Annotated in this window: 22 protein-coding genes; 9 read left to right on the top strand and 13 right to left on the bottom strand. The window is 62.6% G+C overall.

The genetic code is table 11. The features are described from left to right. Positions 1–60: 60 nt before the first annotated feature. Positions 61–1,437: an adenylosuccinate lyase gene (gene purB / locus AC1XDK_RS09775; protein ID WP_483349694.1), complete on the bottom strand. Its 1,377-nt coding sequence runs from the start codon at positions 1,435–1,437 to the stop codon at positions 61–63. Between the two features lie 167 nt (positions 1,438–1,604). Between purB and purH the strand changes: the two genes are divergently transcribed. Then, entirely contained in the window at positions 1,605–3,221 is a 1,617-nt protein-coding gene (gene purH, locus AC1XDK_RS09770; RefSeq protein ID WP_483349693.1) for a bifunctional phosphoribosylaminoimidazolecarboxamide formyltransferase/IMP cyclohydrolase, read from the top strand. Between the two features lie 370 nt (positions 3,222–3,591). After that, on the top strand, positions 3,592–3,855 hold the full coding sequence (locus tag AC1XDK_RS09765) for a zinc-ribbon domain-containing protein (RefSeq protein ID WP_483349691.1): 264 nt from the start codon (positions 3,592–3,594) through the stop codon (positions 3,853–3,855). Between the two features lie 31 nt (positions 3,856–3,886). Here the strand turns inward: AC1XDK_RS09765 and AC1XDK_RS09760 are convergent, their stop codons facing one another. Beyond that, a complete protein-coding gene (locus tag AC1XDK_RS09760; protein ID WP_483349689.1) occupies positions 3,887–4,213 on the bottom strand; it encodes an alpha/beta fold hydrolase in 327 nt (108 codons plus the stop codon). Positions 4,214–4,340: 127 nt separating this feature from the next. Between AC1XDK_RS09760 and AC1XDK_RS09755 the strand changes: the two genes are divergently transcribed. Further along, positions 4,341–4,871: an SHOCT domain-containing protein gene (locus tag AC1XDK_RS09755; RefSeq protein WP_483349687.1), complete on the top strand. Its 531-nt coding sequence runs from the start codon at positions 4,341–4,343 to the stop codon at positions 4,869–4,871. 67 nt (positions 4,872–4,938) lie between these two features. Further along, entirely contained in the window at positions 4,939–7,380 is a 2,442-nt protein-coding gene (gene folP / locus AC1XDK_RS09750) for a dihydropteroate synthase (RefSeq protein ID WP_483349685.1), read from the top strand. Positions 7,381–7,389: 9 nt separating this feature from the next. Here folP and AC1XDK_RS09745 read toward each other — a convergent pair whose 3' ends face one another. From AC1XDK_RS09745 to AC1XDK_RS09715, 7 genes are all read right to left on the bottom strand, one after another. Further along, positions 7,390–8,199 carry an ABC transporter permease gene (locus AC1XDK_RS09745; protein ID WP_483349683.1) on the bottom strand — a complete coding sequence of 270 codons (810 nt, stop codon included), beginning with the start codon at positions 8,197–8,199 and terminating at the stop codon, positions 7,390–7,392. After that, the gene (locus AC1XDK_RS09740) at positions 8,196–8,867 is read right to left on the bottom strand and encodes an ABC transporter ATP-binding protein (RefSeq protein WP_483349681.1); all 672 of its coding nucleotides are present in this window, start codon (positions 8,865–8,867) and stop codon (positions 8,196–8,198) included. The genes AC1XDK_RS09745 and AC1XDK_RS09740 overlap by 4 nt, the downstream gene beginning before the upstream one ends. 155 nt (positions 8,868–9,022) lie before the next feature. Further along, positions 9,023–10,099, bottom strand: a complete 1,077-nt coding sequence (locus AC1XDK_RS09735) for a glycosyltransferase (protein ID WP_483349679.1) — start codon at positions 10,097–10,099, stop codon at positions 9,023–9,025. A gap of 84 nt (positions 10,100–10,183) precedes the next feature. After that, positions 10,184–10,705, bottom strand: a complete 522-nt coding sequence (locus tag AC1XDK_RS09730; RefSeq protein WP_483349677.1) for a DUF7344 domain-containing protein — start codon at positions 10,703–10,705, stop codon at positions 10,184–10,186. 382 nt (positions 10,706–11,087) lie between these two features. Further along, positions 11,088–11,528 (bottom strand): hypothetical protein, encoded by a 441-nt coding sequence (locus AC1XDK_RS09725; protein WP_483349675.1) that lies wholly within the window; start codon positions 11,526–11,528, stop codon positions 11,088–11,090. An 84-nt stretch (positions 11,529–11,612) separates the two neighbouring features. After that, positions 11,613–11,807 carry a hypothetical protein gene (locus AC1XDK_RS09720; protein ID WP_483349673.1) on the bottom strand — a complete coding sequence of 65 codons (195 nt, stop codon included), beginning with the start codon at positions 11,805–11,807 and terminating at the stop codon, positions 11,613–11,615. Between the two features lie 4 nt (positions 11,808–11,811). Further along, entirely contained in the window at positions 11,812–12,144 is a 333-nt protein-coding gene (locus AC1XDK_RS09715; RefSeq protein WP_483349671.1) for a HalOD1 output domain-containing protein, read from the bottom strand. 175 nt (positions 12,145–12,319) lie between these two features. On the opposite strand from AC1XDK_RS09715, the gene AC1XDK_RS09710 reads away from it, so the two are divergent. Further along, a complete protein-coding gene (locus tag AC1XDK_RS09710; protein ID WP_483349670.1) occupies positions 12,320–14,125 on the top strand; it encodes a S9 family peptidase in 1,806 nt (601 codons plus the stop codon). 18 nt (positions 14,126–14,143) lie between these two features. On the opposite strand, the gene AC1XDK_RS09705 is transcribed toward AC1XDK_RS09710, so the two are convergent. Then, positions 14,144–14,635 (bottom strand): GNAT family N-acetyltransferase, encoded by a 492-nt coding sequence (locus tag AC1XDK_RS09705; RefSeq protein WP_483349668.1) that lies wholly within the window; start codon positions 14,633–14,635, stop codon positions 14,144–14,146. Positions 14,636–14,756: 121 nt separating this feature from the next. Between AC1XDK_RS09705 and AC1XDK_RS09700 the strand changes: the two genes are divergently transcribed. From AC1XDK_RS09700 to AC1XDK_RS09685, 4 genes are read left to right on the top strand one after another with little or no spacing between them, the layout of a single operon-like run. Continuing rightward, on the top strand, positions 14,757–15,701 hold the full coding sequence (locus AC1XDK_RS09700; protein ID WP_483349667.1) for an ABC transporter ATP-binding protein: 945 nt from the start codon (positions 14,757–14,759) through the stop codon (positions 15,699–15,701). Then, positions 15,698–16,531, top strand: a complete 834-nt coding sequence (locus AC1XDK_RS09695) for an ABC transporter permease subunit (protein ID WP_483349666.1) — start codon at positions 15,698–15,700, stop codon at positions 16,529–16,531. Before AC1XDK_RS09700 ends, AC1XDK_RS09695 begins: the two co-directional genes overlap by 4 nt. Positions 16,532–16,586: 55 nt before the next feature. Further along, positions 16,587–17,531, top strand: a complete 945-nt coding sequence (locus tag AC1XDK_RS09690; RefSeq protein WP_483349665.1) for an ABC transporter ATP-binding protein — start codon at positions 16,587–16,589, stop codon at positions 17,529–17,531. Further along, on the top strand, positions 17,528–18,361 hold the full coding sequence (locus tag AC1XDK_RS09685) for an ABC transporter permease (protein WP_483349663.1): 834 nt from the start codon (positions 17,528–17,530) through the stop codon (positions 18,359–18,361). Before AC1XDK_RS09690 ends, AC1XDK_RS09685 begins: the two co-directional genes overlap by 4 nt. Before the next feature lie 30 nt (positions 18,362–18,391). Here the strand turns inward: AC1XDK_RS09685 and AC1XDK_RS09680 are convergent, their stop codons facing one another. The 3 genes from AC1XDK_RS09680 to AC1XDK_RS09670 all read right to left on the bottom strand — a co-directional run bounded on the left by AC1XDK_RS09680 (position 18,392) and on the right by AC1XDK_RS09670 (position 21,187). Then, the gene (locus AC1XDK_RS09680) at positions 18,392–18,970 is read right to left on the bottom strand and encodes a response regulator (RefSeq protein ID WP_483349661.1); all 579 of its coding nucleotides are present in this window, start codon (positions 18,968–18,970) and stop codon (positions 18,392–18,394) included. Between the two features lie 276 nt (positions 18,971–19,246). Continuing rightward, positions 19,247–19,897 (bottom strand): helix-turn-helix domain-containing protein, encoded by a 651-nt coding sequence (locus tag AC1XDK_RS09675; RefSeq protein ID WP_483349659.1) that lies wholly within the window; start codon positions 19,895–19,897, stop codon positions 19,247–19,249. A 240-nt stretch (positions 19,898–20,137) separates the two neighbouring features. Further along, positions 20,138–21,187 carry an NAD(P)-dependent glycerol-1-phosphate dehydrogenase gene (locus tag AC1XDK_RS09670; RefSeq protein WP_483349657.1) on the bottom strand — a complete coding sequence of 350 codons (1,050 nt, stop codon included), beginning with the start codon at positions 21,185–21,187 and terminating at the stop codon, positions 20,138–20,140. Positions 21,188–21,288: the final 101 nt, after the last annotated feature.

Raw genomic sequence — 21,288 nt, 5'->3', positions numbered from 1 at the left:
GACGACGGGCGAGAGTGTAACGGTTTGGGTGAGTGAACCCTGTCGGTTGGGAGAGCGAACTCAGTCGAGGTCGTCCGCGAGGTCGGCGGCGATACCCGTGTATCCGGCGGGCGTCAGCGCGTGGAGTTCCTCGCGTACGTCGTCATCGACGTCGAGTTCGTCGAAGAGGTCGCGGAAGTCGCCGAGCGTGACGCGCTTTCCGCGGGTGAGCGTCTTGACGCGTTCGTAGGCGTCGCCGTGGCCTTCGCGTCGGAGGATAGTCTGGACGGCCTCGCCGATGATTTCGGGCGTCGATTCGAGTTCCTCGCGCATGACTTCCTCGTTGGGGACGACCTTTCCGAGGCCGTCCTGCGCTTTCGTGTAGCCGAGGAGGCAGTAGGCGAACGCGCTCCCGATGTTCCGCTTGACGGTCGAATCCGAGAGGTCGCGCTGGAGTCGGGAGGTGGTAACGTAATCGCCGAGGAACGTGAGGTCGGAGTTGGCCTTCGAGAGGTTGCCTTCCGAGTTCTCGAAGTCGATGGGGTTGACCTTGTGAGGCATGGTCGAACTGCCGGTTTCGCTCTCGGTGGTCAGTTGCCCGAGGTAGCGGTCGCTGACGTAGAGCCAGATGTCGCGGTCCATATCGAGGAGAATCGCGTTGGCGCGCCGAAGCGCGTCGAACAGCTCCGCGAGGTCGTCACACGGGTTGACCTGCGTGGCGAGCGCGGTGTGGGAGAGGCCGAGGCCCGTTATGAACTCGCGGGAGAAGGCCCGCCAATCGACGTCGGGATAGGCCGCGACGTGGGCCGCGTAGGTGCCGCTGGCACCCGCGAGTTTGCCAGAGAGCGATTCGGCGGCGCGTTCGATTTCGCCGACCGCTCGTCCGAGACGGGCGGCGTAGACGGCCATCTCCTTGCCGAACGTCGTGGGCGTGGCCGGTTGTCCGTGGGTCCGTGCGAGCATCGGAACGTCGCGGTACTCGTGAGCCATGTCGGCCAACTCGTCGCGGACGGCGGCGAGTTCGGGGAGCAGAACTTCCTCGACGGCCGGTTTGGCGAGCAGGCGGTGGGCGAGGTTGTTCACGTCCTCGCTCGTCAGCGCGAAGTGAATCCACGACCCGAGGTCCAACCCGTCGGGGAGCGAGCGACGGACGAAGTATTCGACCGCCTTCACGTCGTGGTTCGTGGCGGGGTAGTCCTCGTAGCCCTCGGTTTCGAGCGCTTTGACGATTTCCGCGTCCTCGGCGTCGAACTCCTCGTAGACGGCCCTGAGTTCGTTCCGGTCGTCCGCCCCGATGTCGAACGGCGTCACGTCGAGGTCGGACAGCGCGATGAGGTATTCTATCTCGACTCGCACGCGGGCACGCATGAGCGCGGCCTCGCTCGCGTAGTCGCGGAGCGGCGCGGTTCGACCGGCGTAGCGCCCGTCTATCGGCGAGACGGCGTAAAGGGAATCCATACGTGTGCCTGCCGTTCGGTTCGGCAAAAGCGTGTCGGTCCGGTGACGCACAAGTATGCATACAAAGACGAAAAATAACGACGCGGTCCTGAAATATATACACGATATTGTATAGAATGCGCCGCTGGACCGCAACTACTTTGGCCCCGCCCCGCCGTCCTTCTCGTATGACAGGGATTGCGGGTATAGCCGGGAACCGTGGTCGAAACCTCATGCACATCGCGGACCTCGCGCCGGGCGGGGCGGAACTAGCGGTCGTCCTCACCAACAGCGCTGACGCGCCGGTGCTGGACGAAGCCGAAAAGCGAGGGATTCCCACGGAAGTCGTCGAACAGGGCGACGACGAATCGCGGCGGGAACACGAACGCCGCGTCCTCGATGCGCTCACGGACTACGAGTTCGACCTCGTCTGTCTCGACGGCTACATGCGTATCCTCTCGAACGAGTTCCTGGACGACGCACCGACGACGCTCAACGTTCACCCGTCCTTGCTCCCGTCGTTCCCCGGCATGGACGCGTGGGGCGACGCGCTCGACGCGGGCGTGAGCACGACCGGATGCACGGTTCACGTCGTCACCGACGCGACGGACGACGCGGGCGAGGTGGACCGCTCGAAGGTCGACAACGGCCCTATCGTCACGCAGGAACCGATTCCGGTGTACGAGGGCGACGACGAGGAGACGCTGAAAGAGCGCGTCCTCTACCAAGGCGAATTCAAGGCATATCCCCGCGCAGTGCGCTGGTTCGCGGAGGGGGACGCCGAAGTCGATTTCGACGCGAACGAGGTCCACGTCGAGGCGGACACGGACGAGGAACTCCCCGCTCGAAAGGTCGAAACGTTCGACCGCACCGCCAGTCTTCGATACGGGGAGAACCCGCACCAGGACGCCGCGCTCTACGCCGACGCGACGTGCGAGGAGGCCAGCGTGGTCCACGCCGAGCAGTTGAACGAGGGCGCGAAGGCGCTGTCGTACAACAACTACAACGACGCCGACGGCGCGCTGAACCTCATCAAGGAGTTCGACCGCCCCGCCTGCGCGGTCATCAAACACACCAACCCCGCCGGATGTGCCGTCGCCAACTCGCTCTCCGAGGCCTACGAGCGCGCCCTCTCGACGGACGCGAAGAGCGCGTTCGGCGGCATCGTCGCCCTGAACCGCGAGTGTGACGACGCCACCGCGACCCAAATCGTGGACTCGTTCAAGGAAGTCGTCGTCGCGCCGGGCTACACCGACGACGCCCTTTCGACCCTCTGCGAGAAGAAGAACCTCCGCGTGTTGGAGGTCTCCGACCTCGGCGAAATCACGGAAACCCACACCGAAAAGGACCTCGTGGGCGGACGACTCGTGCAGGAACGCGACATGCAGGACCCGTCCCGCGAGGACCTCGAAGTCGTGACCGAGCGCGAACCGACCGAGGAGCAATTAGATTCCCTGCTCTTCGCGTGGCAGACCATCAAGCACGTCAAGTCCAACGCCATCCTGTTCGCCAAGGGAACCGAGACGGTGGGCGTCGGCGCGGGACAGGTCAGTCGCGTGGACGCGGTGGAAATCGCCAAAATGAAAGCCGACCGCGACGCCGAGGGCAAGGACGCCGACGGCGCGGTCATGGCCAGCGACGCTTTCTTCCCGTTCCCGGACGCCGTTGAGGAGGCCGCCGAGGCGGGCATCGAGGCCATCATCCAACCCGGCGGGTCGGTGAACGACGACGACGTCATCGAGGCCGCGAACGAGCGCGACATGGCGATGGTGTTCACCGGGAGTAGGTGCTTCCGGCATGACTGAGCGGTAGCGAAGTCATCCGGAAGTACGTCGTGAAGTGTAGCGGAACGACGGTGTTTCAGACACGATTGAACGAAGTGAAATCGTGTCTGAAGCCAGCGAGACGCAGCGCCCGGAGGGCGACCGTCTCGCGCGGTTTTCGCTACGACTGAGCGAAGCGAAGGAGTGGCGAACGATTTCTATAGCTCATTCACCAAAATTTCCGGAATAAATCTCATCAAAAGCCAGCGAGACGCAGCGCCCGAAGGGCGACCGTCTCGCGCGGTTTTACGCACAACTGAGCGTTAGCGAAGGAGTGCGTAAAGATCGTCAGAGGGTGCTTTGACGGTGATTTCGAGAGAAAGCTTATGCCGACGGTCATCGACCACTCGCCATGAATCCGCGAGCGGAACACGGCGTCTACCTCGCGCTCGCAGTCGTCGTCGGAGCCTTCTTCGTCCTGTTCGCGTTCATGGGTCCCGTCGGGTGGATTCTCGACGTTCTCCTCGTCCTCGCCGTCCTCAAACTGGCCGGGTGGAGTGGCCTGTTCGACGCGACGCCGACGGAGCCGAAACGCAACTGTCCGGAGTGCGGTGCACGAAATTCCGTGAACGATGCGTTCTGTGGATACTGCGGCAGGTCGATGGGTGACGGGTGAAAATCGATGGAAACGCGAATCCGCGCCGCCCTCACAGGGATTCCACGAACGATTCGATGCGACGGTTGAACCGTTCGGGTTCTTCGAGGGTGATGCAGTGGCCGCTCGCTTCGAACAGTTCGAATTCGGCGTTCGGGAAGCGGTCCGCGACGTCCCGGACGGCGGCGACGGTTCGCCATTTTTCGTCCCTTCCGGCACAGACGAGCGTTGGAAGGTCGATATCGGGGAGTACGTCGCGGTAATCACGCATCGAGTAGTCGAATAGAACCGCGCTCTTGATGGATGGCGGCGTGCGTGAGAGTTCGTCGAACACCAGCGCCTTCGTTTCGGGGGACGGTGGATACGCGAACGCCGACATATCGACGTCGACCAGTGCCTGAACTCGGCCACATCTCGGAGTGATTTTCCAACCTCCACCGATACGTTCGCACCCCCCGAAAACGGGACGGACGAGTTGAAGTGGAACCGCGACGAAGTTCCACGCGATGAGCGCCCTCTCCAACACGAAGGTCAAAACGCTGTTCGCGGGGTTCGTGTTCTCGCTCGTCCTCCTCGTCGGCATCACCGTGTTCGGCACGGTTGCGACCCTCGCCGCCCTCGGGAGTCCGGCGTATGCGAACACGCCGCTCCTCTTCGCGTTCTTCCGCGCCGGGTTCCCGTACATCGTCGCGTTTCTACTGGATGGACTCCTCGCCACCGTCCTGTTCTTCTGGACGGTTTGGAGTGCGGCGCGGCGTGTTTCGATGCCGCGAAGCGACCACCTCGCCGTGTTCGCTCGCATCGCCGAACGATTCTCACCACGGGCCCGCGACCTCGGCCTCTCGGAACGCGTCGAACCGACGAAGGAGGACCGAATGGAGGAACTGAAATCGAAGTACGTCGCGGACGAAATCGGTGAACACGAGTTCGAACGGCGAATGATGCGGTTGATGGACGACGAGGATGGGCAACGCGGCCGGACGAAAACCCGACGCGCCGACGAGCGAATAAACCGCGAGTTCGAACGGGAATTCTGACCCGGAGGCGATGGGATTCGACTCCAACTCCGACAATCTAAAGCGCTCGGCTTCTGTCCTCACAGGTATGGACTACCACGAGGCGGCGAACTTTCTTTTCGACTTGCGGCGGTTCCGCCCGAAGCCGGGGACGGACTCCACCGCGAACCTCCTCGCACATCTCGGTGACCCGCACGAGGGTGGCCGTTTCGTTCAGGTCGCGGGTTCGAACGGCAAGGGCAGTACGGCCCGGATGACGGAACAGATTCTCCGCGAAGCGGGCTTGTCGGTCGGGTTGTACACGTCGCCGCACTTCGACGACGTTCGTGAGCGAATCACGGTCGACGGACGGAAGATAACGGAGACGGCGATAATCGAGTACGTCGAAGCCGTCTCGGGGTACGTGACCGAACGGGCGGCCCGGGGAGACTCGCCGACGTTCTTCGAGGGGATGACCGCGATGGCGCTCTGGTATTTCGCCCGCGAAGACGTGGACGTCGCCGTCCTCGAAGTCGGCATCGGCGGACGATACGACGCGACGAGCGTCGTTGACCCCGTCGCCTCCTCGGTCACGAGCGTCACGCTGGAACACACGGGCATCATCGGCGAGACGGTCGAAGAAATCGCCACCGACAAAGCACACGTCGCACCCGAAAACGCGCCGCTCGTCACCGGCGCGACGGGGGACGCCCTCGATGCGATTCGGAGACAGGCGGGCGACGTTGTCGTGGTCGGCGACGGAACATCGGACGACGTGCAGGCCATCTACGAGGGTCGGACGAACCACACCGAGGCCGCCATTTCGCTGTCGGGACCGGACTGGAATGTCGAAACCTCGATTCCACTTCTCGGCGAGTATCAGGCCCAAAACGCCGGAATCGCGGCGGTACTTGCCCAGCAGGTCGCCGACGTGACCGAAGCCGAACTCGCCCGTGGGCTCAGGAAGGGGTTCTGGCCCGGTCGGTTCGAAGTGATGGGGTCGGACCCGCTCGTTGCGCTCGACGGAGCGCACAACCCCGGTGCGTGTGACGCCCTCGCCGACACCATCGCCGAGTTCGACTACGACGACCTCCACTTCGTCTTCGGCGCGATGCACGACAAGGATATCGAGGGGATGGCGGACGCGCTTCCGACGCCGGACCACGTCGTCGCCACCCACGCCAACATCGACCGTGCGGAGGACGTGGCGGTCGTCGCACGGGTGTTCGAGGACCGTGGCGTCGAACACGTCGAACGCGTGCGCTCGGTCGAAAGCGCGCTCGACGGTGCGCTCGCGGCGGCGGACGAGGACGATTTCGTCCTCGTCGTTGGGTCGCTGTTCGCCGTGGCGGAGGCGCGGACCCGCTGGACGCGGGCGGAGATTCCGAAACGTATCGCCGACGTGGACGACGCGCGTGACGCGCTGGAAGCCAGCCACGTCGGCCACACGGAAAGCGTTCGAACCCGCGGCAAAGCGGTCCACCGCGTGGTGAAAACTCGCGTTCAGACCCGGCAGGCACAGCGTCTCAAGGAGGAGATGGTGGCCCTCGGCGGCGAATGTGCCCGCTCCGGACTCAAGGAGCGGAACGACGAGAACATCGACGTGTTGTTGATGGGGACGCTGGCCCAGTTCAAGCGACTCGCCGAAACGCTCGATGACGACCCCTACGGACTGTCGGTCTTCGCCGACGACCTCCGTGAGACGTTAGGCATTCAGCAGTTGACCGACGGCCACGTCGACGGCCACGGCTACCCGTGGGAGGGCCGAACCGCGGTGATGGGAATCCTCAACGTGACCCCGGACAGTTTCCACGACGGCGGCCAGTACGAGGCACACGAGGACGCCATCGACCGCGCGAAACGGATGGTCGAAGCGGGCGTGGACGTCATCGACATCGGCGGCGAGAGCACGCGCCCCGGTGCCGAGGAGGTCTCGAACGGGGAGGAAATCGACCGTATCGTCCCCGTCATCGAACGAATCAGTGACCTCGACGCGATGATTTCGGTCGATACCCGCAAGGCCGAGGTCGGCCGTGCCGCGTTGGAGGCCGGCGCGGACATCCTGAACGACGTGTCCGGGTTGGAGGACCCCGAAATGCGCTTCGTCGCCGCGGAGTACGACGCGCCGTTAGTGGTCATGCACAGCCTCGACGCGCCGGTCGTTCCGAGCCACACCGTCGAATACGACGACGTGGTCGAGGACGTCATCGCGGAACTGGAAGAGCGCGTCCTGCTGGCCGAGAAGGCCGGACTGGACCGGAACAAGATAATCGTGGACCCCGGTCTCGGGTTCGGCAAGCGTCCCGAGGAGAGTTTCTCCCTCCTCGGTCGGACGGGCGAACTCCACGCCCTCGACTGTCCCGTCCTCATCGGTCACTCGCACAAGTCGATGTTCGACGACATCGCGGACGAGGACCGTACGGCCGCGACGGTCGCCGGGACGACCATCGCCGCCGAACGCGGCGCGGACATCGTCCGAGTTCACGACGTGGCGGAAAACGTTGCTGCTGTCCGTGCGGTCGAAGCGGCGAACGCGGAGCGGGAAGAGTAGACGGCGACGCTATCCCGCCCTCGCTTTCGAGCCATCGAACCGCTTCAACTGCTCCGCTTCGGTGAACGCATAGCGACCGACGAGCAGGGTGCTCGCCATGCTCGTCAATCCACCCGCAGCGAACAGCATGGCCATGATGACGAACTGATACTCGGCGGCGTAGATGGGGTTCGCGCCCGCGAGAATCATCCCGGACATCATGCCGGGAATGTAGACGAGTCCGAGACTTTTCAACGACTCCACCATCGGAATCAGCGACGCCCGCACGCTCGTCGTCACGTACTCCGAGACGACGTTTTCGGGGGCGACGCCCAGCGCGAGCACCGCCTCGATTTCCGCTCGGTTCGACTCTATCTCGCCCTTGAACCTGTCCAGTGCGAGCGAGTTCGTCTTCATCGCGTTGGCAATGACCATCCCGCCGACTGGAATCAGGTTCCGGACCGATGCCTCGATTGCCCCGGCGGCGACCATCGTGACGATGACGAGTCCCGACCCGAACGCGATGCCGACGAGCGACACGCGAAACACGCCGGGAACGTTCTCTCCGCGGTCCTTCGAAATCCACGCGGCGATTCCCATCATCGCCACGAGGACGAGGGCGCTCCACGCCAGACTCACCGAGAAGAGGATTCCGATGACCGACCCCATCGCGATTACCTGCACGAACCCGCGGACGAACGACCGTCCGAGTTCCGTTTCGAGGTCGAGACTTCGGATGGCGGAGACGCCGAGGACGACGAGCGCCAGCACCGACGCGACGGCGACCTGCATCAGTCCCCGCAGCACGTCCGGGTTTCCGAACTGGTCGAGGAAGTTCACGCCATCACCTCCGAAACCGGCCCGACCGATTCGACCCGCCCGTCTCTGAGCATCGCAACGCGGTCCGCCAACCGACGCGCCTGCGAATCATCGTGGGTGACGAGGACCGTCGTGAGGTCGGTTTCGTGGATGAGTCCTTCGAGGAGCGTCTCGACTTTCGCTTCCGAGGTCGAATCGAGACTCGACGTTGGTTCGTCGAGCAGGAGTACCTCGGGTTCCGTGATGAGCGTCCGGGCGATGGCGACTCGTTGTGCTTCGCCGCCGGACAGGTCGGAAACGTCACGGTCCGCGTAGCCGTCGAGGTTCATCCGCGCCAGCAACTCCTCCGCGGCTTTCCGTCGGACCGTCTCGCCGCGGAGTCGGGGACCGATGGTCACGTTCTCGAACACCGTTCCGTCGCGAAGCGCGGGCGACTGGGGGACGATGCCGATTCGCCGACGAACCTCCCGGGGCGGGAGGTCGCGGTAATCCGTCCCGTCGAGAAACACGGTTCCCTCGGTGGGTTCGTCGAGACGATTGAGGAGTCGGAGGAGCGAGGATTTCCCCGACCCGGACGGTCCGAGCACCGCGAGTACGTCCCCTTCGGACACCGAGATGGAAACGCCATCGACGATTCGGTCCCCGTCGACGACCCGCGTGAGTCGTTCGGTTTCGAGTTTGGTCGCCATGCGTCGTCCGTCGGTACGGGGGACACGACTTTGAATCCTCCTCCGGACGGTATCGATGCCCGATATTCCCATCGCCACCGCTCGAACCCTCTCGTTAGTCGACAGTACGACTTTCACTCACTCTATAGTCCGTTGCTGACCTGCTGGACGTCCCGTCAGAAGAAACCGTACGAGTCCTGTACGTCGCGGTAGCAGTCGAGATACTGTTCCAACACGGGGTCGTCGTCGTAGCGCTCGAACTCCTCGTTTTCCGTCATTCGGAGGAGTTCGGCGGCCGACCGAAGCGCTTCCGTGAGTTCCTGCTCGCTCGTGGTTCGGAAGGTGCGCTCTTCCTGCTCGACTAACTCGTGGGCGCTCGATTCGACGTGGTACTCGACCACGCCGACACAGCCACACGCCAACGCGCGCAACAGGTCGGTCGGGAACGCTTCTCGTCGGGCGGTCTGGACGTAGACGTGCGCCCCGCGAAACACCGGAATCCGCTTTTCGACCGGTTGCGCGCCGGTGAACTCCACCCGGTCGTCGATACGGAGGTCGGAAGCCTGTCGCTCGTACCCCTCGCGTTCGGGTCCGTCACCGATGATGACGGCGTGCCAGCCCTTGTCACGGAGTTCCGCGAGCGCGAGAAAGAGGCTCTCCACGTTGGCGTCCTCGTCCAGACGACGCGAGTAGACGATGTTGGCCCCCTCGACCACCTGTGCCTCTCGGATGGCGTCCATGTCGATGCTGTTCGGAATCACCCGGACGTCGTCCCCGTCAGCGCCTAGTTCCCGAACTCGGGTTCGTACCGTCTCGGAGGGCGTGATGACTTCGTCCGGTGCCCCCGCCGCCATTCGAAGCGACTTCGAGGAGGCCCCGCCGGTTTCGGACGGCGATTCGTACCAGTCCACGACGAGCGGTGCGCGCACGAGTTTGCTCGCCGTCTTCGCCGCGAGGACGTGTTTCGGTACCGCGGCGGCGTGAATCACGTCGGGTTTCGCTCGGCGGAGAGCACCGGGAAGGGAGAGTGCGAAGCGTCGCGACGGCGCGTGGTCCGGCGAGTCTCTCGTCACGGCGTGATACTCCACGTCGTCTCGTTCGAACGTCTCGTGGTCGCCGTCCCACCACTGGGCACAGAAGACGGTTATCTCGTGGCCGCGGTTCGCGAGCAACTCTGCGATACGCCGAAGTCGGCGGGTTCTCCCCGTGTCCTCGTGCTGGGCCGTCACTTCTGCGACGAACGCGACGCGCATACTCCCCGCCACGAAACGAGAAAGTAAAAGTCTTCTTTCATCTGAATGCCGATAGTGAAATATTTCTGAATGGTCGAAACGAACTCACTGGAACCAACCGTCGTCGCCGAACTCCACGGCGAGGTCCGGGGTCGCACCCTGAAATCGTCGCTGCCAACAGTGTCGGTCGTAGAAGTGTGCGAGCGCTGTCACGCCGAACGCACCGAGAACGAGCGCCGCGAGTTGGAATCCCGACGCGGGCACGAGTTCGAACCATCCGAGTACGAGGAGAAACGCACCGACGGCGGAGAGCGCTACGTACAGTTTGTGCCACGGAATCGTCGTCTGTGCGTCGGTCGCGAGATACAGTTCGAAATCCCGTGCGCCGTCCGTGAACGACACCTGCTTCGAATCCCGGTCGTAACTGACGATACCGATGTTTTCCAACTTCGGGAGATGCGTCTGATAGAGCGCGCTGTACACCGATTTACGCTGTTCCGGCGTCACCTCTTCCCGCGCAATGTTGTTCTCCCACGCGGCTATCTGCTCCGCGAGTTCCCCCAACTCGACGGACTCTTGTTGCCGATTGAGCGAGTAAAGAACGTACCGCCGTCGCAAGTTTTTCACCGCATCGTACACCTCCTGTTCTGAAAACGCACGTGACCGTGTCCGGTCAACGTGCTCTCGTGAATGTGTCGTATTCATTCCTCCCACCCTGTCGGTGCGTAGACGCCGAGATACTGCATAAATCAGCGACTCCGTTTACCCCGTATCCGGCGATGTCTCGGTACCATAAACAGTTTATCGACTGACAAACGCTGGTTCGGTCCCCCTCCGACTCGGAGGAAGTGCGAACGACGCGTTTTCACGGCTACAGGCCGCTCAACCGACGGTTACTTGTCGATTGGGACGAACAAACAGCACCGTTTCCACGCCGCGTCCGCCAAAAAGCGCCGCGTTCAGTTTTACTTTACTCGTGTTCGTTTCTCATCGCGGTATCGATGCGTCCTCACGCCGACGGCGACGTTCGGCAGTTCGATGTGGCCGTCGCGTTCGTCGAACCACCCGCGGTGGCGCCGTGTTGTCTCGTCAGCACCGGCGTCGCGTGCGTGTCGTCGTACGCGGTAACGTAGGTTATGGTGGTCCCGGTGCCTTGGCGTGGCACGGCGATACGCGTCGTCCCGTTCAGCGGGCCGTACTCGAAGTACGACGTCGCGGCACCGTCCGGCGCGGTCCACGCGGTCCCGACGCCGACGCGTTCCGCCGTGCCGTACACCACGGCGGTCGAATCGTTGACGAACTCGACCCGGATAGCGTCGTGTGTCGCGTTCGTCGTGCGCCGTTGCTCGTGGGTAGCGTGTCCGTACGTCGTTCCGACGACGCCGCTGCTTCCAACGATACACAGGCAGATGACGGCCGTCACGAGGACGCGTCGTTTTTTCGTCTGCATGGCGTCCGGGCGTCTCACGCAGGGGTTTTTGTTATATACCGGCTACCGGAGGGAAACGATGAATTTACGCGTCGAACTGCGTCATTACTGTTCTACAGAACCAGAAGAGGGCTTTCGCAAACACGTGATTTCGACCATCACGTCGGGGACGTCATCGCTGGGGAGTCGGAACGTCCACGACCGGTCGAAGTCGATTCCGTTCCGCGCGCTCACTTCGAGCAGGTGACCGAGCTCGTCCTCGAACTCGGTCACCGAGAGGAGTTCCAGTTCGGTCACCACTGTGTTAGCACCCGGTGCCGCCAGCTCCCAATCGAGGGGTGTCGTCGTACACCTGCACCATTCCGGTCGTGTCGATGCGCACCGTACATCCGTGGAACGGAAACTGTACCGTCCCGATACCGGGGATGTCGTCTATATCGAACGACTCGAACAACGATTCCAGCGCGTCACAGTCGAGCGTCTCCTGTAGCGGCGGCATCTTCTCCATCGGTGTCCCCGTCACCTCCGAAACCGCCAGGCTGACAGCGACGACGATGCTGTCAGTCTCAGCGCTATCGAACGAGAACTGGTGTATCAAATCCGAATCACTGTGAGAATTTTGAGATGTCGTATCCATACTATATCACGAAACGTATTACAAATCAAGTTATCGGTCGTTCAAAGTCTGTGCCTTTGTATCTCCATCCTTTAAGTATCATGATGTGTATTTTATCTGTCTATACTTAATCATTCAAAAACTCGGAGGGTCCGGCGAGCAAAGGACTATCCCGTCAGCACCGAAACCATCGATGATGACCTCCCACGATTTCGAGCGCTACCTGAACGTTCGAAACGCCTACGGTGCGTCCTTCGACTCCACGGGGGAGCGGCTTAGCTTCCTCTTGGATACGACAGGCGTCCCACAAGTGTGGCAGTTGGACGGCCCACAAACGTGGCCCCGACAATCGACGTTCTACGACGAGCGGGTGACGTTCGTCTCGTGGTCGCCGGAGCGCGACGAACTCGCCTTCGGGATGGACGACGGCGGGAACGAACGCCAGCAACTGTTCCGACTCGACGGCGACGGCGAAACGATCACGCCGCTGACGGCGATGCCGGACGCCAAACATCGATGGGGCGGATGGAACTCCGACGGTTCACAGTTCGCGTTCGCCTCGAACCGACGGAACAACGCCGTCTTCGACGTGTACGTACAGGACCGAAATGGGACTGGGGACGACGCCGAAATGGTGTACGAGGGCGACGGATGGCTCTCTCTCGCCGGATGGAGTCCCGACGATGACCGCCTCGTGGTGGTCGAATCGCATTCCTCGTTCGACCGGGACCTCTACGTCCTCGACATCGAATCGGGCGACGCCGAACACGTCACGCCGCACGAGGGGAACGTCCGGTATCAGGGAATCAACTGGGGGCCGGACGGCGACGCGCTCTACCTCGTCACGGACGACGGTGCCGACACGATGTATCTCGCCCGCCTCGACCTCGACACCTACGACATCGAACTCGTCGAGGAAGGCGGGAGCTGGAACGTCGACGGCTGTGCGCTCGACGAGGAGACGGGCCGACTCGTCTATTCGCGCAACGAGGACGGCTACACGGAACTCACCGTCGGCGAGTTGACCGACGGGACCACCATCCGCGAGTTCCCGACGCCCAACCTCCCCCGCGGAATCGCTGGCGGCGTCAGTTTCGACCCGGACGCCGACCGCTTCGCCATCTCCGTCACCGGCAGCGCGAGCAACACCAACGTCTACGTCGTCGAAACCGAAACCGGCGAGGCCGAACGCTGGACCGACGCGTCGACCGCCGGACTCCCGACCGACTCGTTCGTCCGCCCGAAACTCGTCCACTTCGAGAGCTTCGACGGCCGCTCGATTCCGGCGTTCTTCTCGGTCCCCGACGGTGCAACGGCGGGCGAAACCCCCGTCATCGTGGACATCCACGGCGGTCCCGAGAGCCAGCGCCGTCCGTCGTTCGGCGCGGTCAAACAGTACTTCCTGAACCGCGGCTACGCCTACTTCGAACCCAACGTCCGCGGGTCGTCGGGCTACGGAAAGGAGTACACCCATCTGGACGACGTGGAAAAGCGGATGGATTCGGTCGCCGACGTCGAGGCCGGCGTCGAGTGGCTCCACGACCAACGCGTCGTGAACCTGGACAAAATCGTCGCCATGGGCGGCTCCTACGGCGGTTTCATGGTCCTGGCGGCGCTGACGGAGTACCCCAACCTGTGGGCCGCCGGGGTGGACATCGTCGGCATCGCCAACTTCGTCACGTTCCTCGAAAACACGGGCGATTGGCGGCGCGAACTCCGGGAGGCCGAGTACGGGTCGCTCGAAGACGACCGCGAGTTCTTGGAGTCCGTCAGCCCCATCAACAACATCCAGCACATCGAAGCGCCGCTGCTCGTCCTACACGGCGAAAACGACCCCCGCGTTCCGGTCGGCGAAGCAGAACAAATCGCAGAAGAGGCCGCCGAACAGGGCGTCCCCGTCGAAAAACTCGTCTTCCCCGACGAGGGTCACGGCTTCTCGAAATTGGAGAACCGCATCGAGGCGTACACGAAAATCGCGGAGTTCTTGCAGAAGTACGTCTAAGCGCGGCTAATCCCCGATTCACAACTCCTTATCGTACACGTACTCCTGTACGCCGAGCGTCGGGTCCTCCCGCTCCTCGGTTCGCTCGAAGCCGCGGGACTCGTAGAACCCCACGCCGACGTCGTTGTCGGCGAGGACGACCAACCTGAGTCGGTCGGCGTTTCGTTCGTCCAACTGACGTTCGACGCGGGTCAGCAGGCGGGTTCCCAACCCCGTACCCCACTCGTCCGGGAGGACGTAGATGCGGAGGAGTTCGAAGGTCCCCGCCTCGTCGTCCGGGGCGACGTGGACGAACCCGACGGGGCGGTCACGTTCCGCGACGAAGAACTCGTGGGTCGGTTCCCGCGTACTCTCGCGGAGTCGGTCCGAGTCGTACCATTCGTCGATAGTGTCGTCCACGGCATCCGCGCCGATGATGTCGTCGTAGGCGGCGTGCCACGACCGACGGGCGACGCGCCGAACCGCGGCGGCGTCGCTTGGTCGTGCGGGACGGAGTTCGAGCGAAGCCATTCGAGTTCCTGCCTCGCGTTGGCCCATAGTCTTTTCGAGATGCTGTCCCGTGCTACCAACAAACACGCCGATTGGTGTCAATCAGGAGAAAACTTTTGTAGGCGGCATCGAAAGTCCCGCTATGGCCGCCATCGAAACCAAGTCCCTCACCAAGCGGTTCGGCGACGTCGTCGCGGTTCGCGACCTCGATTTGACGATCGAGGAAGGAGAGATATTCGGCTTTCTCGGCCCCAACGGGGCGGGGAAATCCACCACCATCAACATGCTGTTGGATTTCATGCGCCCCAGCAGCGGCACGGCGACGGTCCTCGGCTACGACGCACAGGAGGACTCCCGCGCCATCCGTGACCGAATCGGAATCCTCCCCGACGGCTATCACCTCTACGACCGGCTGACCGCGCGCGAACACCTCGAATTCGCAATCGATGCGAAGAGCGCGACCAACGACCCGACGACGCTCATCGACCGCGTCGGTCTGACACAGGAGGAGGCCGACCGGAAGGTCGGCGGCTACTCGAAGGGAATGACCCAACGGCTCGCACTCGCCGCCGCGTTAGTCGGCGACCCGGACCTGCTCATTCTGGACGAACCGTCCTCGGGTCTCGACCCGCACGGAATCGCCGAGATGCGCGAACTCCTCCAGCGGGAGGCGGACCGCGGGACGGCCGTGTTCTTCTCCAGTCACATCCTCTCCGAGGTCGATGCGGTCTGTGACCGCGTTGGAATCATGAGCGACGGCGAACTCGTCGCGCAGAACACCATCGACCGACTTCGGGAACTGACCGGTGCCCGCTCGCAACTCCTCCTTTCGGTCGAACGGGTTCCCAAGGGTCTCGACGTGACCTCCATCGAGGGCGTCTCCGACATGTCCATCGAGGAATCCACTCTCAGGGTGTCGTTTTCCGACCCTGCGACGAAACCCCGCGTAGTTCAACAGGTGGACGCAGCGGCGAGCATCACCGACATTCAGTCCGAGGAGGCGTCGCTCGAAGAACTGTTCACCTCCTACACGACGGGTGACGAACCCGAGGGGAAACCCGACGCGCGTGTGGAGGTCTCCGCATGAGCTGGGTCTCCGTCGCGAGGAAGGATTTCATCGACTCCCGGCGCTCGAAGGGTTTGTGGGCGCTCATCGCCCTCTACGTCGCGGTGTTGGCGCTCGCTGTCTACGTCGCGCCGTCGGACGTGACCATGACGAACGTGCTTCGACTCATCGCGCTCGTCGGCATCTTCATCATCCCCATCAGCGCACTGGTCATCGCGTACCTCGCCATCGCGGGCGAACGCGAATCGGGGAGCATCAAGTTCCTCCTCGGACTCCCGAACACGCGCCTCGACCTCGTGGTCGGAAAGTTCGTCGGCCGGTCGGTCGTCGTCTCCCTCGGCTTAGTGTTGGCGTTCGCCATCGCGGCCGTCGAAGGGTCGTTCCTCCTCGAATCGGTCGATATCGGGGTTCTCGCACAGTTCTTCCTGTTGTTCCTCTTCTTCGCCGTGACGTACATCGCCATCGCCGTCGGCCTCTCGGCGGCGTGTGCGTCCCGGTCGCGGGCGATGGCGAGTTCGGTGGGCGTCTTCTTCATCTTCAACGTCCTCTGGACGATTCCGGCGATTTCGCCCTCGGCGGCGCTTCGCTTCGTCGCCGACGACACGCTCGGCATGCACCTCTCCGCACAGGTTTACGAGTTCGTGTATCTCATCAGTCCCCCCTACGCGTTCCAGCGCGCCGCGGACCTCGTGTTCACCCAACAGCAACTCTACTACTTCCGCGTCATCGCACAGGACGCCACCGTGCCGTTCTATCTGAAGAAGTGGTTCATGCTGGTCATCCTCGGCGCGTGGTTAGTCGTCCCGCTCACGCTCGGCTACTGGCGGTTCGAGCGCGCAGACCTTGGATGAACGGGCATGCGATGATTTATCATGGCAGCATACATTTAACTACCCTAGGAATTATATGACCGTTATGGCCGCCATACAAACGACTGGTCTCACCAAACGGTTCGGTGATGTGGTCGCGGTCCGTGACCTGAACCTCCAAGTAAAGGAAGGGGAAGTCTTCGGCTTCCTCGGTCCGAACGGGTCCGGCAAATCGACCACCATCAATATGCTGATGGACTACATCCGCCCGACGGACGGGACGGCGACGGTCCTCGGCTACGACGCACAGGAGGAGACGCAGGCGATACACGAACGCATCGGGATTCTGCCCGACGCCACCGACCTCTACGGACGGCTTTCGGGACGGAAACACATCCAGTTCGCAATCGACTCCAAGGGAACGGGCGAGGACGCGGACGAAATCCTCGAACGCGTCGGCCTGTCCGCCGACGACGCCTCACGCGCGGCGGGCGGGTACTCGAAAGGGATGCGCCAGCGCGTCACGCTCGGCATGGCCCTCGTCGGCGACCCGGACCTGCTCATTCTGGACGAACCGTCCTCGGGTCTCGACCCGCACGGCGTCAAGGAGATGCGCCAAATCATTCAGCGGGAGGCGGACCGCGGGACGGCCGTGTTCTTCTCCAGCCACATCTTGAGCCAGGTCGAGGCGGTGTGTGACCGCGTCGCCATCATGAACAAGGGCGAACTCATCACCGTCGACACCATCGACGGCCTCCGGGACGCGGCCGGAACCGGTGCCACGATGGTTCTGACCGTCGACACCGTTCCGAACGTCGGATTGGAAGGTGTCGCGGGCGTCACGAACGCGACCGTCGACGGCAACGAGATTCACGTCACGTACACCGACGCCAGCGCGAAGGCGAAGGTCATCAACGCCGTCGAGGAGACGGGAGCGACCGTCACCGACATCAGGACGAAGGAATCCTCGCTCGAAGACCTCTTCGAGGCTTACACGACCGGTTCGAATAGCCAGCGCCTCGAATCGGAGGTCCAAGCATGAGTTGGGCCGTCGTCGCGCGCAAGGATTTCGAGGACGCCGCCCGCTCGAAGATGCTCTGGGCAATCACGGCGTTGTTCGTGCTGGCAACGGCCGGCGTGATGTACGCAGTGAGTGCGTTCACCGATGACTTCACCGCGAAACAAGCCATCGGGCTCCTCAGTCAGCCCGCAACCCTCCTCGTCCCCCTCGCGGCGCTCGTCGTCGCGTACCTCGCCATCGCGGGCGAGCGCGAGTCGGGAAGCATCAAACTGCTGCTCGGGTTGCCACACACCCGACGGGACGTGGTTCTGGGCAAACTCATCGGCCGTTCGAGCATCGTCGGAGTCGCGACCATCATCGCGTTTATCGCCGGTGCCATCGTCCTCGCCATCCAGTACGGGTCGTTCCCCGTGACCGACTTCCTCGTCCAGGGAGTCGTCACGTTCATCTTCGGAATGGTGTTCGTGGGAATCGCCATCGGCTTCTCGTCGATGGCGGCCACCCGGTCACGGGCTATGGCGGGGGCCATCGGCTTGTTCTTCCTGTTCGAACTCATCTGGAGTATCATACCTCTTGGAGTCTACTACCTTCTGGAGGGTGGGATGCCAAACCCGACAAACGGTCTCCCTTCGTGGTATTTCTTCCTCCAAATCATCAACCCGACGAACGCGTACAGCGTCGCAGCAAACTTCCTCTCGGACCCGAGCGCCCCGAGTTTGTACGCGGAGCTCGTCAACGGCAGCGCCCCCTTCTACCTCGAAGGGTGGTTCTCGCTCGTCATCCTCGCGTTCTGGTTGGTCGTTCCCGTCGCGCTCGGCTACTGGCGGTTCGAACGCGCGGACATCAGCTAACGAACTCCGTCAGAATAGATTTTTCGCGCCTTACGTCCCTTCGGGAGCGATACCCTTGTTGGTCAGTTCCATGTTCAACTCGGCATCGTCCATCCGGTCCAGCGTCGTCGAAAGCGACCGTTTCAGGCTCCGTATTTCGCTGATGAGTGATTGGTACTCCTCGTGGTCGTTTAGTTCGGACTGGGTGATTCGCGCTTCGAGGGTCGCCTGCTTCGACGAGAGCGAGAGGAGTTTCCGAACGTCGGTCGAGTAGGTCGACCGGCGGAGGAGGCTCTTCACGATGTCGTGCAACTCGCTCGGCTCGGTGACGGGTTTCACGACGTACGTGTCGTAGCCTAGCGCGAGCACGTCGAAGCTCGGTTCGACTGCCGTCACCATTCCGACCCGGCAGTCGATGCCGCGGCTTCGAATCGTCTCCAGAACGTCGTCGCCGTTCGTATCGGGCATATCCCTGTCGAGGAGGACCACGTCCAGCGAGTCGTCCAGCGACGCGAGCGCTTCCCCGCCGCTGTAGGCGACCCGAACGTCGTACTCGTCTTCGAGCCAGCGGGCAAACAGATCGGCAATCGGCTGTTCGTCGTCGACGACGAGTATTCGGTGGTCACTCATTCGTAGTCTCCGGGTCGATGGACGGACGGATTTCGGGTTGATACGGTCGATGGCGGTGTCCAAGCGTCAGCATGCCCAGTCCTCCGTGATCGGAACGGCTGACTCGCTTCGAGAGCGTTGGACGTCTCTCTAACGGAGTGGCTATAAAGCGGATGAAAGCGTCTACCATCGTCGCCGTTTCCGAGCGTCCGGTCACGTGGAAACGATGTGGCCCGAAGTAGTTGAGACCACATGTTTCCTACGAAACACACTTAAGTGCCTTACTGATTCAACGAGCTATCCGTTCATCGGACGGAGTAGTCCGGCGATGAGGTTCTCATATCCGCGTCGAAGACGACCACCGACGGCTTGTGGGGAGACCCCCAGTTCGTCGGCTAACTCTTCACGCGTAATTCCGCGCGGTTGTTCGAAGTATCCTCCCTCGTAGGCAGCGACGAGCGTTTCCCGTTGTGCGGGCGTGACACCCGCGGAGTCGTGAACCGCCCGTTCCTGCATGGAGTACACCCGTTCGACCTGCAGCGGAATTTCCTCGTGTTGACAGAACGTCTGGAACGTAGACATCTCCTCCTGTGCCGGGAACCGAAGATGAAACGTCCAGTCGTCCGCCGTCCCGTTTGCTTCCACGATAGTCGCGTTGGCTTCTTCGACTCCGTGGACGAAGTCCGTGATTTCGCCGTTCCATTCGACGTGGAACAACGTATCATCAGTCCGAGTATCGATTCTTGTGAGCGTCTTGACTGCCGGTTCGTCGCGTGCTGCCGCTTCGAACCGACTGATATCGTCACCGCGCGCCCAGAAGAAAGGAAACATCGACATTCCAACCGGGACGACACGTTCGAGTTCGATTTGCACCTGTGAATCCGCACGCAACGCGCGGCCAAGTGCAAATTCGTCGGCGGATATCGAAATCTCAACGATGGAACTCATCTGTTTTCGATACCACCACGAGGAATCAGTTACGCGGGGGTATTCAATGTTGTTGCCAAATTCGAGAACGATCGCCGTCATCTCATCGAAAAACGTTACTGGAACGAAATGAGTTCAATCTTCGAACCGAACGGCTATCGACTCCGTAACCCGTTCCGTTTCTACCGAAATCGATTCCGTAGTACTCATACGGGATTTTCGAATCGACGTTCCATCCCCCAGTAATCATATCCGTGCTATTCAGATAACTTTCGTCGTCTCCGCCGCCTCGAACGCGGCTGCTCGACTCATTCCGCTTCCGAGGATGGTGTACCGGTCCCGAATCCTGTGGGCCGTCGTGAGCGCTTCGACCACGGTGTCGGCGTCGATTCCCAACTCGTCCGCCGTCGTCGGCGCGCCGATGGTCGCGAGCGCGTTGCGGATGCCTCGCCAGTCGCCGCCGTGGAGGTACTCCGTGATGATGGACCCGACACCTACCTGATGGCCATGCAGCGCCGCCCCCGGCGCGATTCGGTCGAGTTGGTGCGAAAATAGGTGTTCCGCGCCACTGGCCGGCCGCGAGGAGTCAGCGATGCTCATGGCGACGCCCGAGGAGACGAGCGCTTTCACGACGACCCACGCCGACTCCTCGAGTCCGGGTCGGATGGTGTCGGCGTTGTCCACTAACATCTCCGCGGTCATCTCCGCTAACGTCGCGGCGTACTCGTGGAACTCCACGTTCTGTAGCCGCTTCGCCAACCGCCAGTCCTCGACTGCCGTGTAGTTGCTGATGATGTCCGCACACCCCGCGGTCGTGAGTTCCCACGGCGCGTCGGCGATGATTTCCGTGTCCGCCACGACGGCCAGCGGTGGTTCGGCGGCCACGCTGTGGCGCGTGTCCTCCTCCGGGACCGACCCCCGTCCGCTGACGATGCCGTCGTGGCTCGCCGCCGTCGGAATCGAGACGAACCCTCGCCCGAGTTCGTCGCTCGCCATCTTGGCGATATCGATGGCCTTCCCGCCGCCCACGCCCACGAGATAGCCCGGCTCTACCTCGTTCGCCACATCGATGACGCGCTGTACGGACGCGAAACTCGCCTCCTCGATGACGACGGTTTCGACGCCCCATCCGGCCTCTTCGAACTGGTCCGCGACGCGTCGTCCCGCCACTTCGTTCGGCGTCGGACTCGTCACGAGGAGAGGCGTCCCGTGTAAGTGCAGTTCGTCGATGGCCGCCGTCGTCTCCGAGAGAACGCCATGGCCCACCACGACGTTCCGCGGCAGGCGAATCCACGAGGATTTCTCGAACATATCCGACACTCTCTCGTGCGCAGTCAAACAGTTTCCCCTCCTGCGACGGGTCGAGATGCGTTTGCTTGTAGTTTCCGTCGCTATCGCTGAACGCGGGCGAC

The organism is Haladaptatus sp. HS23 (assembly GCF_056892285.1).
This window is presented reverse-complemented; position numbering and strand designations above follow the sequence as displayed.

What these genes read in the sequence shown, in the direction of transcription:
- purB (WP_483349694.1), bottom strand. Translation starts at nt 1,437, where the DNA reads ATGGATTCCCTTTACGCCGTCTCGCCGATAGACGGGCGCTACGCCGGT.
- purH (WP_483349693.1), top strand. Translation starts at nt 1,605, where the DNA reads ATGACAGGGATTGCGGGTATAGCCGGGAACCGTGGTCGAAACCTCATG.
- AC1XDK_RS09765 (WP_483349691.1), top strand. Translation starts at nt 3,592, where the DNA reads ATGAATCCGCGAGCGGAACACGGCGTCTACCTCGCGCTCGCAGTCGTC.
- AC1XDK_RS09760 (WP_483349689.1), bottom strand. Translation starts at nt 4,213, where the DNA reads ATGTCGGCGTTCGCGTATCCACCGTCCCCCGAAACGAAGGCGCTGGTG.
- AC1XDK_RS09755 (WP_483349687.1), top strand. Translation starts at nt 4,341, where the DNA reads ATGAGCGCCCTCTCCAACACGAAGGTCAAAACGCTGTTCGCGGGGTTC.
- folP (WP_483349685.1), top strand. Translation starts at nt 4,939, where the DNA reads ATGGACTACCACGAGGCGGCGAACTTTCTTTTCGACTTGCGGCGGTTC.
- AC1XDK_RS09740 (WP_483349681.1), bottom strand. Translation starts at nt 8,867, where the DNA reads ATGGCGACCAAACTCGAAACCGAACGACTCACGCGGGTCGTCGACGGG.
- AC1XDK_RS09735 (WP_483349679.1), bottom strand. Translation starts at nt 10,099, where the DNA reads ATGCGCGTCGCGTTCGTCGCAGAAGTGACGGCCCAGCACGAGGACACG.
- AC1XDK_RS09725 (WP_483349675.1), bottom strand. Translation starts at nt 11,528, where the DNA reads ATGCAGACGAAAAAACGACGCGTCCTCGTGACGGCCGTCATCTGCCTG.
- AC1XDK_RS09715 (WP_483349671.1), bottom strand. Translation starts at nt 12,144, where the DNA reads ATGGATACGACATCTCAAAATTCTCACAGTGATTCGGATTTGATACAC.
- AC1XDK_RS09710 (WP_483349670.1), top strand. Translation starts at nt 12,320, where the DNA reads ATGACCTCCCACGATTTCGAGCGCTACCTGAACGTTCGAAACGCCTAC.
- AC1XDK_RS09705 (WP_483349668.1), bottom strand. Translation starts at nt 14,635, where the DNA reads ATGGCTTCGCTCGAACTCCGTCCCGCACGACCAAGCGACGCCGCCGCG.
- AC1XDK_RS09700 (WP_483349667.1), top strand. Translation starts at nt 14,757, where the DNA reads ATGGCCGCCATCGAAACCAAGTCCCTCACCAAGCGGTTCGGCGACGTC.
- AC1XDK_RS09695 (WP_483349666.1), top strand. Translation starts at nt 15,698, where the DNA reads ATGAGCTGGGTCTCCGTCGCGAGGAAGGATTTCATCGACTCCCGGCGC.
- AC1XDK_RS09690 (WP_483349665.1), top strand. Translation starts at nt 16,587, where the DNA reads ATGACCGTTATGGCCGCCATACAAACGACTGGTCTCACCAAACGGTTC.
- AC1XDK_RS09685 (WP_483349663.1), top strand. Translation starts at nt 17,528, where the DNA reads ATGAGTTGGGCCGTCGTCGCGCGCAAGGATTTCGAGGACGCCGCCCGC.
- AC1XDK_RS09680 (WP_483349661.1), bottom strand. Translation starts at nt 18,970, where the DNA reads ATGAGTGACCACCGAATACTCGTCGTCGACGACGAACAGCCGATTGCC.
- AC1XDK_RS09675 (WP_483349659.1), bottom strand. Translation starts at nt 19,897, where the DNA reads ATGAGTTCCATCGTTGAGATTTCGATATCCGCCGACGAATTTGCACTT.
- AC1XDK_RS09670 (WP_483349657.1), bottom strand. Translation starts at nt 21,187, where the DNA reads ATGTTCGAGAAATCCTCGTGGATTCGCCTGCCGCGGAACGTCGTGGTG.